Source organism: Fictibacillus norfolkensis (assembly GCF_014836645.1).
Classification (GTDB): Bacteria; Bacillota; Bacilli; order Bacillales; family Fictibacillaceae; genus Fictibacillus; species Fictibacillus norfolkensis.
Genome location: NZ_JACSQM010000002.1, coordinates 127,639 through 141,809, shown reverse-complemented (window position 1 = coordinate 141,809; position 14,171 = coordinate 127,639). Strand labels below are relative to the sequence as shown.

The window sequence follows — 14,171 nt, the reverse complement described above, 5'->3', positions numbered from 1 at the left end:
AGATTATAATGATTCAATCCGTTCTACAAAACAAAATTCGTTACCGAACGGATCTCCTACTCTAACTTCTTTAAAGCCATGTGCCTCTTCTAGTCCAGGTCTAGCATACTTATACTTCTTTTCGGCCAAAAATTGATGGTATGCTTCGATTCCTTCAACATGTATCCTTACTTTTATTCCAGGGCTCGAATCACCATGATGTTCAGATAGATGTAAAGAGCATTCCCCTAGAGAAACCTGCATATAGATGGGGAAATCTTCTTCGTAACGATGTTCCCAATCTAACGAAAACCCAAGGAAATCAATGTAGAATTCTCTTGCCTTATCTTCGTCAAATATTCGAAGTACAGGGATTGTATTTTTTAATTGATAATGATTCATGAAGTATTCACTCTCCAAGTATTTTGTTATATGACTATTTCTGTTACGTATGATGAGTTCCCTTGTTTTCTAGGAGGATTTTTCTTTTAATAGAAGAATTTTTTATATTAAATTAATCCAATTCATGAGGAGGAGATATCCTTGAATAAAAAACTAATCCGTGTAGGTACGACCTATGTACCTGTTTTGCATGTTGATCATTCAGCTAAGTGGTACACAGAAAAGCTTGGTGCAACGATCAACTATTGTGATGACGAAAAAGCCATACTGGATCTAGCAGACCAAAGTTTTTTTCTAGTGAGGTCATTAAAAGATGAGACTTCAAACTTTATTGACGACAAAGGAGAAAAAAGATTCTCATTAACATTTGAAGTAGACGGAAAGGAAGCACTGTATAACTTGCATGCTGAATTTAGAACTCAGGGCATACAAACTGGTGATATTGAAGATCGTGGACATACCGGTGAGAATTTCGTTTTTTTCGATCCTGATGGAAATTGTTTTGATGTTTGGAGTGTCCTGAGTCCAGAGTATAAAGCTTTACGGAAAGAAACTGTTTCAGAGATTGAAAGATGAGATGGATAATAGGTATTCTTTTTTCTATATTAGGTATCTTATTGTTAACCTATGGACTAAATCTTAGGGAGGTTGCTGAAACCCAGGTCGACGGTGACGGCATTGGTGTATACTTTTTAGGAATAGAAATCAATGAGAGGGTTCCAACTGTAGATATACCATCCTATTCAAATGGCTTTATGGGTTCTGGCATTATTTTTTTAATTCTTGCTGTTTGCTTGTTCGTTATTCTATTAAGTGAAAAAAGTACATTAAAACCGATCACACCAAAAAAACAGGCTTGAGAATGTGAGGATATTGGGTAATGTATATTAAGTATCTCGATGTTAAATGAAGATTTATAGTGAAGAGTGGAGGTGAGTGTATGAAGAAAGTGAATATATTTGTCATCATTTGTTTATTCATTGCTATTAGTCCCGCTGCTAAGGTGATGTCACCGACAACAATTGATCCTAATGTTCAACTTTCTCACTTTACCCCCGAACCCCAAATCTTAGTAGAATAAAACAGAACCCGTTTCCTTAGAAAGCGGGTTCTGTTTTTTCGTTATCGTTTTCCTGTAAGACCATACATAATAAACGCTACGATTTGATCAATTTCTTTTTCATCATTCCATTCTTTATCAGAAAAGAGAAGAAAGCGCGGCAAGATATAGCCTATGATACTTGATGCAGTCATGCGCATTATCGTTTCCGGAGGAAGTGAAATAATCTCCCCTTTTTCTTGGAAGTGCTCGATGATCTTCTTGAATTTTTGATACACATGTTCAGTGAAAAGCTTTTGAAAAGGCTCGCGTAATTCATCGTGAAAAGCAATCTCTTGAATAAATATTTTTAAAACAGGAAATTGCTTTCGAACGAATTCAAGCCTGTTTTTAGCAATCACTCTTATAAAATCTTCATAGTGTTCATATTCTTTCTCAAATACCTCTTTTGTGAAGGACTTGATGAAAAAAGGAGCTACGAATTTAGCTACTGTTGGTGTAACAATAGCAAGCAACAGCTCTTTCTTCGTTTTAAAATGACGAAAAATCGTGCCTTCAGCAACTCCTGCTTTTTTTGCGATCTCACTCGTAGAAGAAGCGGCATATCCCTTTTCTGAGAATGTATCGATGGCTGCTTCTAAGATTCTTCGCTGTTTATCGCTCATCGTTGGGACATCGTGATCGTTAATTAGGTCGTTGATCCACTCTGAATTGGACATAAAGCTACTCCTTTTAAAAACGTACATTTTCTTCATTATAGCCACTAAAGTCAGGCAGTACAAACGCTTAACTTATAGTCTGCGGTGCTTTTTCAAAGCGAGTACGTTTAATATCATAAATAAAAGTGAGAACCCAAGGAGCACTAGCACGTTTCCGTAAATATCTCCCCAACCGTCACCTTGAATCATAATATCCCTTATCGCTTCTCCTCCGTAAGTTAAAGGCATAATATAGCTCAGGGGCCCAAGCCAATCTGCCATTGTTTCAATGGTGAACAAGCCAGAGAAGAATACTTGTGGCACCACGACGAGTGGAATGAATTGAATCATCTGCAGCTCGTTCGTTGCAAAAGCAGAAAGTAATGTTCCGAGTGAGAGGGCCGTTATAGCCAGCATCAGTGTAATCAAAATTACTAACCAAAGAGACCCAGCCATCATAATATCGAGAACATAGATGGCGAACGAAACAATAATGGCAGATTGTAAGATGGTGAAAATGCCAAAGCCTAGTACATATCCAACTACCATTTCCCATCGACGCATCGGAGTAGCGAGCAGCCGTTCAAGTGTTCCAGTCGTTCTTTCGCGCAGAAATGAGACCCCTGAAATTAAAAAAACGAAAAAGAAAATAAAAAATCCTATTAAGAATGGACCGATATAGTCAAAAGTCTCCATTTCAGCTGAACCATGCAAATAAAGAATTTCCGAATTTACTTTTGTTTTTTCTGTGTCTTGAGCCGGCATTGTTTTCAAGGTCTTTTCAATCATCATAATAGAAGCCTTGTTTGCTGTCGGATTGCTTCCTTCTAGAGTAATAGTAGTTGAGGGGAGTTCAACTTCAAGTACGGCATCAAGTTTTTCTTCTGATAAGTCTTGATGAGCTTCTGAACGCTTTTGATAAATTATGAACGCTTTATCTGATGATTTCAGTTTGTCTACCACCATTTGTTGATCACTGACAACGCCTATCTTTGGTTCATAGTCATTGCTTGAAAAAACGAGATTCACAAGCGTTAAGATGAGAAGAGGGGCAATGAACATCATCGCGAGTGTACGTTTGTCACGCACGAATTGTCTGATTATCCGGATCACTAGTGCCTTAATTCGCATGATGAGCACCTCCATAATAAAGAAATGCTTCTTCGATTGAAGTGCTTGAAGTGTTATCTTTTAGTTCTCTTGGTGAACCAGATGCAATTATCTTTCCATCACGAAGCATTCCGAGCTGGCTGCATTTTTCTGCTTCATCCATTACATGTGTTGTGACTAAAATCGTTGTACCACTCTTGCTTAGCTTATACAGTTCATCCCATATAGATTGCCTGAGAACGGGATCGATTCCTACAGTAGGTTCATCTAGAATAAGGATCTTTGGGTCATGCAAGAGTGCAGCAGCTAAAGATAATCTTCGTTTCATGCCCCCTGAATACTGATTAACGGGTTTCTGCAGGAAGTTTGTAAGGTTTACGAGATCTGAAGCCTGATCGATCCGTTCTTTTTGTTTTTGTCCCTTTAGACCATAAATAGAGGAGAAAAATTCAAGATTTTCCTTCCCGCTTAATTCCCCATAAAGTGCATCAGATTGAGCCATAAATCCAATTTGCGTCATGGTGTTAAGTTTGGGCATTACCGAATCAAGAACACTAATACTGCCAGTTGTTGGGATTTCAATCCCTGCAATCATCTTAACAAGTGTTGTTTTTCCAGCACCTGATGGACCCAACAATCCATAGATTTCATTTTTGTTCACGGTTAAATCAATGTTCTGTAACACTTGATGAGATCGATATTTCTTAGAAACATTTTTCACTTGAATAACAGATTGCATATGATAGCCTCCTCGAAAATTAAAGTGAGTACTCACTCATTTATAATTATCATATGCAGAAATCGGAAATACGTCAAGTGAGTACTCACTCACATTAATATCCTGTTAGAGAAGAAAATTATTGACTGAAATTTCTGTGAACACAATAATAAGATTAAATAGTTGAGAAAGAAGTGATAAAAATGATGAAACAAATGAGAAGAACTTTAAAAATAGTGGTGGAAATGCAGAAGAGGTAAACTGAACAAACTCTTCTTTTAGAAAAACTAATGGAGGAATTCTTAAGATGTCTTTTAATAATTATGGTGAACTTTGTACGGAAGTATATAATTTAACGAAAAGTATCGGACAATCATTCGGCGGGGATATTGAATATTATAGGAGTCGACTTCTTGCTAGTAAGGGTCGTTCTCTCGAAGCTATGGTCGGCTCAGGCCGGGTATTAATCCCGTTGTTAGAAGCGGGTGTTACAATAGATGGTATGGATAATTCAGCAGAGATGCTAGGTGCATGTAAGGCTAGTCTTGCTGAGCGAGGATTGTCTGCCAAACTATACAAGTGTAATATCCAACAATTAGAACTGCCAGTTGAATACGAAAATATTATTATTCCAGGTGGATCGTTTTTACTTTTAGAAAAACGGGACGAGTCCTTGAAAGCTCTTAGTTCAATGTTTAATCATCTTGTCGATGGTGGTAAATTACTATTTGATATTTTCTTGCCAACTGAAAACTTTGAAGCTGGAAAGTTACTGCGCACGCTGACGGTTAATAATCCGAATGGCGATCTGATTACGATGGAAGATAAATTGGTTGAAGTGAATTTTTTTGAACAATATAAGGTGTCATATTTAAAGTATGAAAAATGGCGGAATGGAAGTTTGATACAAACTGAGCTTCAGCGATTTGCGATTCGCTGGTACGGAATTGAAGAGTTAAAGCTAATTTTAAAAGACATTGGTTTTTCTGAGGTTAAGGTGATCGCTGATTTTGAAATTGGTAAGAAACCCACTCATGCTAGACAAAGTTTTGTATTTGAAGCAATAAAATAGTTGAAAGAACCATTCGCAGCGAAAAGCGAATGGTTCTTTTTTTATGTTTTTAGTGAGCTTTTTTGTAACGATATTGCTGCCATCTGAACCTGATAAAACACCCGATACAAAAGCCAAGTATGGCTACGAACGAAGCTGTTGCAACCATGATAGTCGCGATCCAAGCTATAGTACTCCATCCCATTAAATAACTTAAAAATCCTACAGTAAGAAGTGAGATCGCAATCAGTTGATTAAACTGCTGCTGGTCTTTATCTTCTGGAATGTATTCTGAAGGATTCTTTTTTAAGAATAGTTTAGCAGCTCTCATTACAGGATTGTAATCAAAGAACATACCAAGAAGGCCAACTATTAAAGGAAGTAATAAAAGCCACGTATGACCAGAAAGCCATGTTGCTATAGTTGATAAAAATATGAACCACTGATTTGCTCGAACTAAAGGTCTTGGAATTGAAATGGAGGAGTGGGACATGTAAATCCGACCTTTCTCATTGGTTTAGTTATCTTATTGTAAATGTATTCGTCAGGAATGTGAAGTGTTAATCCTTAATCATAAAAAAGGGGATTGTTTGTTATAACAAGAATGTCTTATAGAGAGGTGAGATATATGAAGATAAAAAGAGACGATCGTGATGTGCATTTTCAGTATGCAGAGGAGATTGAAGAAAAGCTAAAGAATGATACTTTTGCAAAGTGGTTAGGTATTGAATTAACGGAAGTTGGTCCAGGAACGGCAGAAGCGCAAATGACAATCTCTGAAAATATGCTCAATGCTCATGGTACAGCACATGGTGCTGCATTATTTGCCATTGCTGACTTTGTCTTTGCTGTAGCATGTAATTCCTATGGAAAAACATCAGTAGGACTTTCTGTAAATATTGGATATCTAGCTGCATGTCAAAGTGGTGATAAAATTACGGCAAGAGCTATAGAGATTAAACGTAATCATAGGACTTCTTGGTATGAAGTAAGAGTAGAAAATGATAAAGAGCTTGTTGCTCATGTAAGTGCTTTATCTTATCGGAAGAATGAATATTTTGTAGGGACAGAAGAAGGTTAAGTGGGGTTCAAAAACCTGAAAACAACAAACGACGAAGTGAGGTTAGTACTGCCTCACTTCGTCGTTTTCTATTATTATCTTAACGTTTTTTTAATATATTTGATTGTCTTTCTTAAATCTTCTGCAGTCGGCCGTCCAAAAGGTCCTGTTTGAATATCAAAATAGACAACTCGTTTTTGATCATCAACTAAAAATAACGCTGGTTCTCCGTGTTCACCATGATCGTCATATAATTTTCCGTTATGGTATTGAACCCCATATGTTTCTCCCGCCACACGCTCTGTATCACTGAAAACAGGAAAAGAAAGGGAGTGATTGTCCTTCATCTTCTTTAAATTTTGTTCTTCATCAGTAGAAATCGCAATGATGTGTGTATTCAACTCTTTGAACGTCTCAATATTTTGCTCTAGCTCTTTTAACTGATCATTACATACCGGGCACCATTCACCACGGAAAAAGACAAGTAAGTGAAAACGATCATCTTTTTCAAGGTGATTGTAAAAAGAGAAAGATTCTCCGGTTTCGGATTTAATAGTAAAGTCAGGTGCTGTGTCTCCTGTTTGTAACATTTGAACATCCCTCCAAAATAAGTTTCTTCTTTAGGTATTCCTCTTGCAGAAAATTTTAAACTCTTAAGCTTTTCAATTCTAAAAAAATCACTCTTCATACTAGGTCATATCTACGTCTAGATGAGGAAAGAAGTAATAAAATGATAGCTGGATTAATGACTTTATTCCTATTTTAAGTTAAAACTTTTAAAAATTAGTAGTTTATATTTGTTTTTGTTAGAATAGTAAAATTTTTCTTTATTTTCTGTAAATTGGACTCTATATTAGAAATTGTAGTCCAACACCAAATTAGAGGAGTGATGTAAATGTTTAAGAAGATTGCCACGATGGCAGCGGTTTTACCTTTAGTAGTTTCTCTTGCAACACCAGCGGCAGCAGCAAAAAGTACAGAGGTGAAAGCAAGCGTTACACCTCAAGAAATTATCGTGAAATTTAAAAACAACGTGTCAGAGTCAAAAGTGAAATCTTTAGCAGTAAAAGGGAAAGATGAAGTAAAAGAAAAAGGTTCTAAGTTTCATGTCATTAAAGTTAAAGATGGAAACGTAGATGCAGCCATTGCAGAATATGAAGCGAGTGGAGATGTAGAGTACGCAGAGCCAAACTATACATACCATGCGAGCTGGACTCCAAATGACACGTATTTCTCAAATGGAGTGCAATATGCACCTCAAAAAGTAAGTGCTCAATCAGCTTGGGACATCACACGCGGTTCATCTACTACAAAAATTGCAATCATCGATACAGGTGTTGATTACAATCACCCTGATCTAGCAGGTAAAGTTATTAAAGGATATGACTATGTAAGTGATGATTGGGATCCAATGGACCAAAATGATCATGGAACACATGCTGCAGGTATCGCAGCAGCTGCAACGAATAACGCTAGAGGTATCGCAGGAATGGCACCAAACGTATCCATCTATGCTGTACGTGTACTAGATGCGAACGGAAGCGGATCTCTTGATGATGTAGCGAACGGAATCTATCATGCTGTAGATAACGGAGCAAAAGTAGTTTCGCTTAGCCTTGGCGGACCTGGATCTGCTACTTCATTACAAAACGCAGTAAACTATGCTGTTTCTAAAGGAGTAGTTGTAGTTGCCGCAGCTGGTAACGAGAACACTTCTGCACCGAGCTATCCAGCTTACTATTCAGGTGCAATTGCAGTAGCTGCAACTGACCGTAATGACCTTCGTGCTTCATTCTCTAACTATGGATCTTGGGTTGATGTTGCTGCTCCTGGTGTAGACATCGCTTCTACTGTACGTAATGGCGGATATGCTTACATGTCTGGTACATCAATGGCTTGTCCTCTAGTAGCAGGTGTTGCAGGCTTACTTGCTTCACAAGGAAGAAGTGCTTCTAATATCCGTGCTGCAATCGAGAACACAGCAGATCCCATCTCAGGAACAGGGTCTTACTATTCTAAAGGTCGTGTAAACGCAGCAGACGCGGTTCGCTACTAATCTATTCTTTATATTTACAAGCTCCCGAGACTAGATCTGTTCTAGTCTTGGGAGTTATTTTTGTTGAATAGTTTAATAGAACTAACAAACTTTGTCGAAAGGTGTTGGAATTTAAGGATAAGGACATATGTTCGCATTGCGTAAAATGTCGATGTAGACTTAATAGCTCATTTTAAAGACAGGACTTGTGGTAAGTTTTAACAGTTTGGTAGAATAGTATTAAGCTCCCCAACTAGAATCTTCATTCTTAAAAGTCTTGCAACTTAGAAAGGAGGTTCACCACTCAAATTGTCTTAACATAACTTGCTTTACAAAACATACTTTTTGAAATTAAAGGAGGGAAAGAAGATGAGTGAAGTCCGTTTGATTCCATTTGTGTTAGAAGAAGTAATAGAAGTATCAAAAGAAGAGATTCCATATGGAGTCGAGATGATCAATGCACCTGCGTTTTGGCGTGATGGTGAAAAAGGACAGAGCGTAGTTGTCGCCGTACTAGATACTGGCTGTGACTCAAGCCATCCGGAACTTGCTGAACGTATCATTGATGGACGGAATTTTGTTGATGGGAATGACGACGATTATCAAGATGCCCATTATCATGGTACACATGTGGCAGGTACGATTGCAGCTACATTAAACAATGCTGGTGTAGCGGGTGTGGCACCAGATGTGAAACTCTTAATCTGCAGAGTTCTTGGTAAAGATGGTGGCGGATCTTACCAAGGAATTATCGATGCTATCGATTACTCCGTTAAATGGAGAGGGGAAAATGGAGAGAGAGTGCGTGTGATCTCTATGTCACTTGGTGGACCAACAGATGTACCTGAGCTACATGAAGCAATTCAAAGAGCCGTATTGGAAGATGTGCTTGTAGTCTGTGCAGCTGGTAACGAAGGGGATAATAAGGAAAATACGAATGAGCATGCTTATCCTGGGGCGTATAAAGAGGTCGTTCAAGTGGGTGCAGTGGATGCTAAAATGAAACTTGCTCCGTTTTCAAACACCAATGATGAGATTGACCTGGTAGCTCCGGGCGTTGATGTTGTTTCTACTTATCCAGGAAATAAATATGCAAAGTTATCTGGAACTTCTATGGCGACGCCTCATGTATCGGGAGCAGCTGCATTACTGATTGGACGGGAAGAAAAATTGTTTGGTCGTGAACTTTCAGAAGCTGAGGTCTATGCTCAATTGGTAAAAAATACGTTAAGTATCGGACTAACAAAGAAAGCAGAAGGCAATGGCTTGTTAGTATTAAATGCACAAGAAAAAGTAGTTTGCGATCAGGAGAATTTAAGAGCGATGAGAACTCCTATTGAAACGGCTGCAGCCAAAGAGTCAGAATCATAAATATTTGCCCCGTTTCTTAGGAAGAAAGGGCGTGTATGGGGATGGCGTATAAGATTATTGCGTTGCTGATCAGCTTTGCAACTCTTTGTATTAGAATCTATGAAGAGATAAGAAGACGTGCAAAGAACAGAGCAAAAGAAGAAGAGCTTCAAAAGAAAAAGAAAAGAAAACGAAAGAAAGCAGTCAAGAAAAAGGAAAAGGAAAGTGCTTAAATGAATAGATGGAATAAAAGCTGATTCTGTGAGATCTAGTATATTCACATGAATCAGCTTTTTTGTCGTTTTTTTTAACTCTTGTACTCAAAAAAACTGTAATCGTATATATTGATGCTCTTTGAAAGTAGTTGATTTCCGCTCCAGGTTGTTCGTTTTTCATGGGGAGAACAAGTTTTCAATTTATACTAGAAAGTTGCTTCTATGATTTGAAAAGGAGTAATATATGAGCACTACTGTAAAATAGAGAGGAACGTAACTATGCTTGTTTTGGGCATTCTACTTGTAATCGTAACAGCTGTATTTTTATTTATGATGTTTCATCCTGTTTTTGGAAAGAAACCTTCAAAACAGGATAGGAGTACCTATGAACCAGTTGAACACTATCAAAAGGGTGTTTTTACTAATCAGATAGAAACAGTGATGACAACCGATCTACGCTCTATGTTCCCTGTATTAAAGGAATTTTTAAGTGGGAACCCGAATCGTCAGCCTAAGAAAGCAATTCCTATAAACTCGTTTCAGTTACCTGAAGAAGCAAATCCAGAAACAAGAGTAACTTGGTTTGGACATTCAGCATTATTGATAGAGATGGACGGAAAACGCATACTCATCGATCCTATGTTCGGCTCCGCGCCGTCGCCGGTTCCTTGGTTTGGAAACAAACGTTATAGCAGAGAACTGCCTTTTAAAATTGAAGAGCTTCCACAAGTGGATCTAGTGGTTTTGTCACATGATCATTATGACCACCTGGATTATGGAACTATCAAACAACTCAAACATAAAGTGAAACAATTTGCAGTTCCGCTTGGCGTTGCTGGACATTTAAAGCGGTGGGGAGTGGAACCTGACCTCATAAAAGAATGTAACTGGTGGGATGAGATACAGGTTTCAGGAATTTCATTAATCTGCTCGCCTGCACGACATTTTTCAGGAAGAAGCATATCGGATCTTAATTCTACCCTTTGGTGTTCTTGGATTATACAAGGAATGGATTCTACCATTTATTTTAGTGGGGACAGTGGATATGGGCCACACTTTAAAGAGATTGGGAAACGATATGGACCTTTTGACCTCACTTTAATGGAATGTGGACAATATCATGAGAAGTGGGCTGCGATACATATGATGCCAGAAGAAACAGTACAAGCTCATCTTGATGTAAGAGGCAAAGTTATGATTCCGATCCATTGGGGTGCTTTTACTCTATCACTGCATGATTGGACAGATCCTGTAGAAAGGGCGGTAAATGCTGCAACATTATCAAATGTTCAAATATGTACGCCTCAGATTGGTGAGACAGTTACTCTTGGCTCAGAGTTTTTATCTTGCTCGACGTGGTGGAGGGAGAATATGAATAGATAAAAAAAGAGTGCTCTTCACTGAAGAGGGCACTCGCTGCATGTATTCATTAACTTTTCCACAGTTCCATCAAAGGACCATCACTTCCAAAGAGAGGATCCCTATCAGGTAATGGAACGAGCATAATATCATCTAATACAGCTGGTCGATCATCAGGTTCCCCCTTTTTAAGGTTGTGATCCATTCCATTCGGGTAAGCTCCGGCTACTTTAAAGTCAGTGCTGCATCCTATACATTTATGTCCGGTACCGGCAGGGAGCACGATAACATCCCCTTTTGAAACAGTAACAGAAACGCCATCTTCTCCTCCAAGAAGGAGAACCGCCTCACCGCTTATAACACCAAGAACTTCATGGGTATTGCTATGATAATGATGATAATCAAAGACACCATTCTTCCAACCATTCGTCCAGCCGTTTTGTTCAAAAACGTCTAATGCATCCTGCGGTTCTTTTAATTTTCCTACGTATAACAAAACGGGCCAGGAAGGATGATTCGGAATCGTCCCATCGTCTGTAAAAAATAAAGTTTTAACATCTTCACTCAGCATTTTCATAACCATTAAACCCCTCCCCTGTTTTTGAATCCATTCCCTTATTTTTATGAAAAGAAACCCGTCTTCTTTCGAGAAATGGTATAGGAGAAAAAAGAAATAACGAGCAATAATGCGAAATTCCTCAATAAATGACGAAAACTTATGTGTGAAAAAAAGTTTTCTTTTATGTGAAAAGAGGTATTAGATAGTTACGGTATGATAAATGTTAGTGAAAGGTGGAAATCAGTATGAAGTACAAAGCGAAGGACTGGCTCCGGTTAACGCCGAATGAGAGATACCTGCTTTTATTCGCTGTTTCCCAACTCCAGAAAAAGCTCAGAGCAGGTTAAAAGAACTAAAAAAATAAATATAAGGCGTTTTCGTTGCCATAACTCCCCCTTGTTTGGTTAAAATAAGAATACAAGATAAACAGGGAGGAACACAGGATGATGACTGACCTCAATACATGGTTTGATAAAGGCATGACGCGCTATGCATATATCCATTCAATGAAAACACACAAGGAAAATTTGCTGACGATATATAATTCATTCGTGCTACCTGAACCTATGAAAGATGCGTTGCAAGGCCTCCAACAAAACCGGTTGAGAGCGATCGTGATCACCGAAGATTGGTGTGGTGATGCGATGTTGAATCTTCCTGTTTTTATGCGCATGGCAGATGAAGCACTTATTGATATCCGCTTTATCTTACGTGACCAGCATCCGGAATTAATGGATCGATACTTAACAGCAAAAGCAAAATCGATTCCTGTCATCATCTTTATAGATGAGAAGGGAAAAGAAATTGTAAAGTGGGGGCCGCGTGCTCCGAAATTGCAGCAAATTGTTGAAGAGCGCAAAAAGAAGATACCTTCAAAAGAAGATCCACGTTACGAAAAAGCCTTCAAGCTATTTGCTGATCGAATCTCTAGTTTGTTTACGACTGACCATGCTCTTTGGGAAGAAGTAAGCCTTGATATTATAAAAAAATTATTAGCTAAACTAAATGTTAACAGCCTGTAAAACGGCTGTTTTTTTGTTTGTGTTAAAATAGAGAAATTGATGAAATCTATAGAAATGAAGTTCGAGGTGTACGATGAAAAAGAAAGCGAATGTTATTATTCTAGCTGGATTTTTAGGAAGCGGAAAAACGACGTTGCTCAAACAGCTGCTGTCATATGAAAAAGAACATAAGCATAAAACAGCTGTATTAATGAATGAGATTGGGAAAGTTTCAATCGATTCTGATTCTGTTCCAGAAGATGTTCCGCTTAAAGAGCTTCTCAACGGCTGTATTTGCTGCTCTTTATCGGATCAACTTGAAAAACAGCTTTGGGGACTATGTAAAGAGAATGAGCTTGATACGTTAATTATTGAAGCAACTGGTGTCGCTCATCCGATTGATGTACTTGATGCCTGTTTGTCACCTTATCTAATCGACGACTTACATGTATCAGGTATCATTTCAATCATGGACGCACCTAGATGGCTGGACCGAGAGAGTATGAATGTTCAGGCTAGAATGCTCATGCTTGAGCAGGTTAAGCACGCAGATTATATCGTGTGGAACAAAACAAGCGGTTTGACGGAGAAAGAGAAAACGCTGCTTACGAGTGACACATCAAGGTTAAATGAAGACACTCCATTTGTGTTAACAGATTTTGCGAAGGTAGATCTGTCTCAACTTTTTTCACTTTCCGTAAAAAAGCGATCAGATCATCAGTCTGTTTCCGCAGATAAATTAAAGGTTAAAACTTTTATATATTCGTTCAAAAGACCTGTTAATAAAGAGTTGTTTGAAAACTGGCTGCGAAATGTACCCTCATCGATCTACAGAATCAAAGGGTATATTCAGTTTGAAAATCAAATTTATCTTTTTCAGTACTCATATGGCTTGCCTACTTACGAAAAAGAATTGATGAAGATGCCACTAAGACTTGTTTTTATTGGAGAAGACCTTGATCCGGATCAGTTAACAAGAGGGCTGAGTGAAGTTGAAGTAGAAAGTGAATAAAGAAAAACACTTGTGACTTCTGGGTTGCAAGTGTTTTTTTGTTTTTGAAAATCTTTTATGATGACTAAAGTAAGGCAGATTTTGATTCACTTCTGTTGACAAATTTGTTCCATGAATACAGGTTGGTCCATCATCTTAACAATACCAGGATTGCTTTCAGACAGTTGAATGAAGCTATCAATTATATTCTCTTCATGCGTTAATAGGACAGCTTCAAGGTGATGGTTCCCACAGTTCCCTTTTAGCCGATAAATATATTGTTCAAGAGTGCCCTTTTCTAAACCATGAAGAGTAACATCGGCAAGTTGGTATGTATGCCGCGACTCAGAGTGAGTAAGAATCACAAATTCTTGTTTGCGTGGAAAGTAAAAGTCTGTTTTCCAGCCGTATTTTTCTATCCTTTCAATGTGTTTTTTCGGTGTCAAAGCTAACGAGTAAGTAGTTAAAAGTATGAAGATAATTACAAAAAAAAGAAAAAACATTCCTAATCCTATAAAACTCTTTTTGTTCACTGTAATCTCTCCTTTGTAAAGAAAATTTAGTTTATTTTATGCTATTCTTT

At 38.0% G+C, this 14,171-nt stretch carries 19 protein-coding genes; 11 read left to right on the top strand and 8 right to left on the bottom strand.

What is annotated here, in order from left to right:
• Positions 1–3: 3 nt before the first annotated feature.
• Entirely contained in the window at positions 4–381 is a 378-nt protein-coding gene (locus H9648_RS05035) for a glyoxalase superfamily protein (RefSeq protein WP_191752818.1), read from the bottom strand.
• Between the two features lie 141 nt (positions 382–522).
• Here H9648_RS05035 and H9648_RS05030 point away from each other — a divergent pair, with 141 nt between their 5' ends.
• The 3 genes from H9648_RS05030 (at position 523) to H9648_RS05020 (ending at position 1,462) form a co-directional block, all read left to right on the top strand.
• On the top strand, positions 523–957 hold the full coding sequence (locus tag H9648_RS05030) for a VOC family protein (protein ID WP_191752817.1): 435 nt from the start codon (positions 523–525) through the stop codon (positions 955–957).
• Entirely contained in the window at positions 954–1,241 is a 288-nt protein-coding gene (locus H9648_RS05025) for a hypothetical protein (protein ID WP_191752816.1), read from the top strand. The genes H9648_RS05030 and H9648_RS05025 overlap by 4 nt, the downstream gene beginning before the upstream one ends.
• 80 nt (positions 1,242–1,321) lie before the next feature.
• Positions 1,322–1,462, top strand: a complete 141-nt coding sequence (locus H9648_RS05020; RefSeq protein ID WP_191752815.1) for a hypothetical protein — start codon at positions 1,322–1,324, stop codon at positions 1,460–1,462.
• A gap of 41 nt (positions 1,463–1,503) precedes the next feature.
• Here H9648_RS05020 and H9648_RS05015 read toward each other — a convergent pair whose 3' ends face one another.
• From H9648_RS05015 to H9648_RS05005, 3 genes are all read right to left on the bottom strand, one after another.
• Positions 1,504–2,160 carry a TetR/AcrR family transcriptional regulator gene (locus tag H9648_RS05015; RefSeq protein ID WP_191752814.1) on the bottom strand — a complete coding sequence of 219 codons (657 nt, stop codon included), beginning with the start codon at positions 2,158–2,160 and terminating at the stop codon, positions 1,504–1,506.
• A gap of 72 nt (positions 2,161–2,232) precedes the next feature.
• Positions 2,233–3,270, bottom strand: coding sequence for an ABC transporter permease (locus tag H9648_RS05010; protein ID WP_191752813.1), 1,038 nt, complete (start codon positions 3,268–3,270; stop codon positions 2,233–2,235).
• Positions 3,260–3,988: an ABC transporter ATP-binding protein gene (locus H9648_RS05005; RefSeq protein ID WP_191752812.1), complete on the bottom strand. Its 729-nt coding sequence runs from the start codon at positions 3,986–3,988 to the stop codon at positions 3,260–3,262. Before H9648_RS05005 ends, H9648_RS05010 begins: the two co-directional genes overlap by 11 nt.
• A gap of 286 nt (positions 3,989–4,274) precedes the next feature.
• On the opposite strand from H9648_RS05005, the gene H9648_RS05000 reads away from it, so the two are divergent.
• On the top strand, positions 4,275–5,039 hold the full coding sequence (locus H9648_RS05000; protein WP_191752811.1) for a class I SAM-dependent methyltransferase: 765 nt from the start codon (positions 4,275–4,277) through the stop codon (positions 5,037–5,039).
• A gap of 49 nt (positions 5,040–5,088) precedes the next feature.
• Here H9648_RS05000 and H9648_RS04995 read toward each other — a convergent pair whose 3' ends face one another.
• Positions 5,089–5,511 carry a DUF4395 domain-containing protein gene (locus H9648_RS04995; RefSeq protein ID WP_191752810.1) on the bottom strand — a complete coding sequence of 141 codons (423 nt, stop codon included), beginning with the start codon at positions 5,509–5,511 and terminating at the stop codon, positions 5,089–5,091.
• A 135-nt stretch (positions 5,512–5,646) separates the two neighbouring features.
• Between H9648_RS04995 and H9648_RS04990 the strand changes: the two genes are divergently transcribed.
• Positions 5,647–6,099, top strand: coding sequence for a PaaI family thioesterase (locus H9648_RS04990; protein WP_191752809.1), 453 nt, complete (start codon positions 5,647–5,649; stop codon positions 6,097–6,099).
• A gap of 74 nt (positions 6,100–6,173) precedes the next feature.
• Here the strand turns inward: H9648_RS04990 and H9648_RS04985 are convergent, their stop codons facing one another.
• Entirely contained in the window at positions 6,174–6,668 is a 495-nt protein-coding gene (locus H9648_RS04985) for a peroxiredoxin family protein (RefSeq protein ID WP_191752808.1), read from the bottom strand.
• A gap of 305 nt (positions 6,669–6,973) precedes the next feature.
• On the opposite strand from H9648_RS04985, the gene H9648_RS04980 reads away from it, so the two are divergent.
• The 4 genes from H9648_RS04980 (at position 6,974) to H9648_RS04965 (ending at position 11,061) form a co-directional block, all read left to right on the top strand.
• Entirely contained in the window at positions 6,974–8,134 is a 1,161-nt protein-coding gene (locus H9648_RS04980; protein WP_191752807.1) for a S8 family peptidase, read from the top strand.
• 348 nt (positions 8,135–8,482) lie between these two features.
• Complete coding sequence (locus tag H9648_RS04975) at positions 8,483–9,484, top strand: S8 family peptidase (protein ID WP_191752806.1); 1,002 nt, start codon at positions 8,483–8,485, stop codon at positions 9,482–9,484.
• A 41-nt stretch (positions 9,485–9,525) separates the two neighbouring features.
• The gene (locus tag H9648_RS04970; protein WP_191752805.1) at positions 9,526–9,696 is read left to right on the top strand and encodes a hypothetical protein; all 171 of its coding nucleotides are present in this window, start codon (positions 9,526–9,528) and stop codon (positions 9,694–9,696) included.
• Between the two features lie 261 nt (positions 9,697–9,957).
• On the top strand, positions 9,958–11,061 hold the full coding sequence (locus H9648_RS04965; RefSeq protein WP_191752804.1) for an MBL fold metallo-hydrolase: 1,104 nt from the start codon (positions 9,958–9,960) through the stop codon (positions 11,059–11,061).
• 46 nt (positions 11,062–11,107) lie between these two features.
• Here the strand turns inward: H9648_RS04965 and H9648_RS04960 are convergent, their stop codons facing one another.
• A complete protein-coding gene (locus tag H9648_RS04960; RefSeq protein ID WP_225218741.1) occupies positions 11,108–11,620 on the bottom strand; it encodes a cupin domain-containing protein in 513 nt (170 codons plus the stop codon).
• A gap of 419 nt (positions 11,621–12,039) precedes the next feature.
• Between H9648_RS04960 and H9648_RS04955 the strand changes: the two genes are divergently transcribed.
• Together H9648_RS04955 and H9648_RS04950 are read left to right on the top strand one after the other, a co-directional pair.
• A complete protein-coding gene (locus H9648_RS04955) occupies positions 12,040–12,618 on the top strand; it encodes a thioredoxin family protein (RefSeq protein ID WP_225218740.1) in 579 nt (192 codons plus the stop codon).
• Positions 12,619–12,691: 73 nt separating this feature from the next.
• On the top strand, positions 12,692–13,609 hold the full coding sequence (locus tag H9648_RS04950; protein WP_191752803.1) for a CobW family GTP-binding protein: 918 nt from the start codon (positions 12,692–12,694) through the stop codon (positions 13,607–13,609).
• An 86-nt stretch (positions 13,610–13,695) separates the two neighbouring features.
• Here the strand turns inward: H9648_RS04950 and H9648_RS04945 are convergent, their stop codons facing one another.
• Positions 13,696–14,121 carry a hypothetical protein gene (locus H9648_RS04945; protein ID WP_191752802.1) on the bottom strand — a complete coding sequence of 142 codons (426 nt, stop codon included), beginning with the start codon at positions 14,119–14,121 and terminating at the stop codon, positions 13,696–13,698.
• Positions 14,122–14,171 lie beyond the last annotated feature (50 nt).

Coding starts and splice junctions, on each gene's coding strand:
- H9648_RS05035 (WP_191752818.1), bottom strand. CDS start 381: ATGAATCATTATCAATTAAAAAATACAATCCCTGTACTTCGAATATTT.
- H9648_RS05025 (WP_191752816.1), top strand. CDS start 954: ATGAGATGGATAATAGGTATTCTTTTTTCTATATTAGGTATCTTATTG.
- H9648_RS05020 (WP_191752815.1), top strand. CDS start 1,322: ATGAAGAAAGTGAATATATTTGTCATCATTTGTTTATTCATTGCTATT.
- H9648_RS05015 (WP_191752814.1), bottom strand. CDS start 2,160: ATGTCCAATTCAGAGTGGATCAACGACCTAATTAACGATCACGATGTC.
- H9648_RS05010 (WP_191752813.1), bottom strand. CDS start 3,270: ATGCGAATTAAGGCACTAGTGATCCGGATAATCAGACAATTCGTGCGT.
- H9648_RS05005 (WP_191752812.1), bottom strand. CDS start 3,988: ATGCAATCTGTTATTCAAGTGAAAAATGTTTCTAAGAAATATCGATCT.
- H9648_RS05000 (WP_191752811.1), top strand. CDS start 4,275: ATGTCTTTTAATAATTATGGTGAACTTTGTACGGAAGTATATAATTTA.
- H9648_RS04995 (WP_191752810.1), bottom strand. CDS start 5,511: ATGTCCCACTCCTCCATTTCAATTCCAAGACCTTTAGTTCGAGCAAAT.
- H9648_RS04990 (WP_191752809.1), top strand. CDS start 5,647: ATGAAGATAAAAAGAGACGATCGTGATGTGCATTTTCAGTATGCAGAG.
- H9648_RS04985 (WP_191752808.1), bottom strand. CDS start 6,668: ATGTTACAAACAGGAGACACAGCACCTGACTTTACTATTAAATCCGAA.
- H9648_RS04980 (WP_191752807.1), top strand. CDS start 6,974: ATGTTTAAGAAGATTGCCACGATGGCAGCGGTTTTACCTTTAGTAGTT.
- H9648_RS04975 (WP_191752806.1), top strand. CDS start 8,483: ATGAGTGAAGTCCGTTTGATTCCATTTGTGTTAGAAGAAGTAATAGAA.
- H9648_RS04970 (WP_191752805.1), top strand. CDS start 9,526: ATGGCGTATAAGATTATTGCGTTGCTGATCAGCTTTGCAACTCTTTGT.
- H9648_RS04965 (WP_191752804.1), top strand. CDS start 9,958: ATGCTTGTTTTGGGCATTCTACTTGTAATCGTAACAGCTGTATTTTTA.
- H9648_RS04960 (WP_225218741.1), bottom strand. CDS start 11,620: ATGGTTATGAAAATGCTGAGTGAAGATGTTAAAACTTTATTTTTTACA.
- H9648_RS04955 (WP_225218740.1), top strand. CDS start 12,040: ATGATGACTGACCTCAATACATGGTTTGATAAAGGCATGACGCGCTAT.
- H9648_RS04950 (WP_191752803.1), top strand. CDS start 12,692: ATGAAAAAGAAAGCGAATGTTATTATTCTAGCTGGATTTTTAGGAAGC.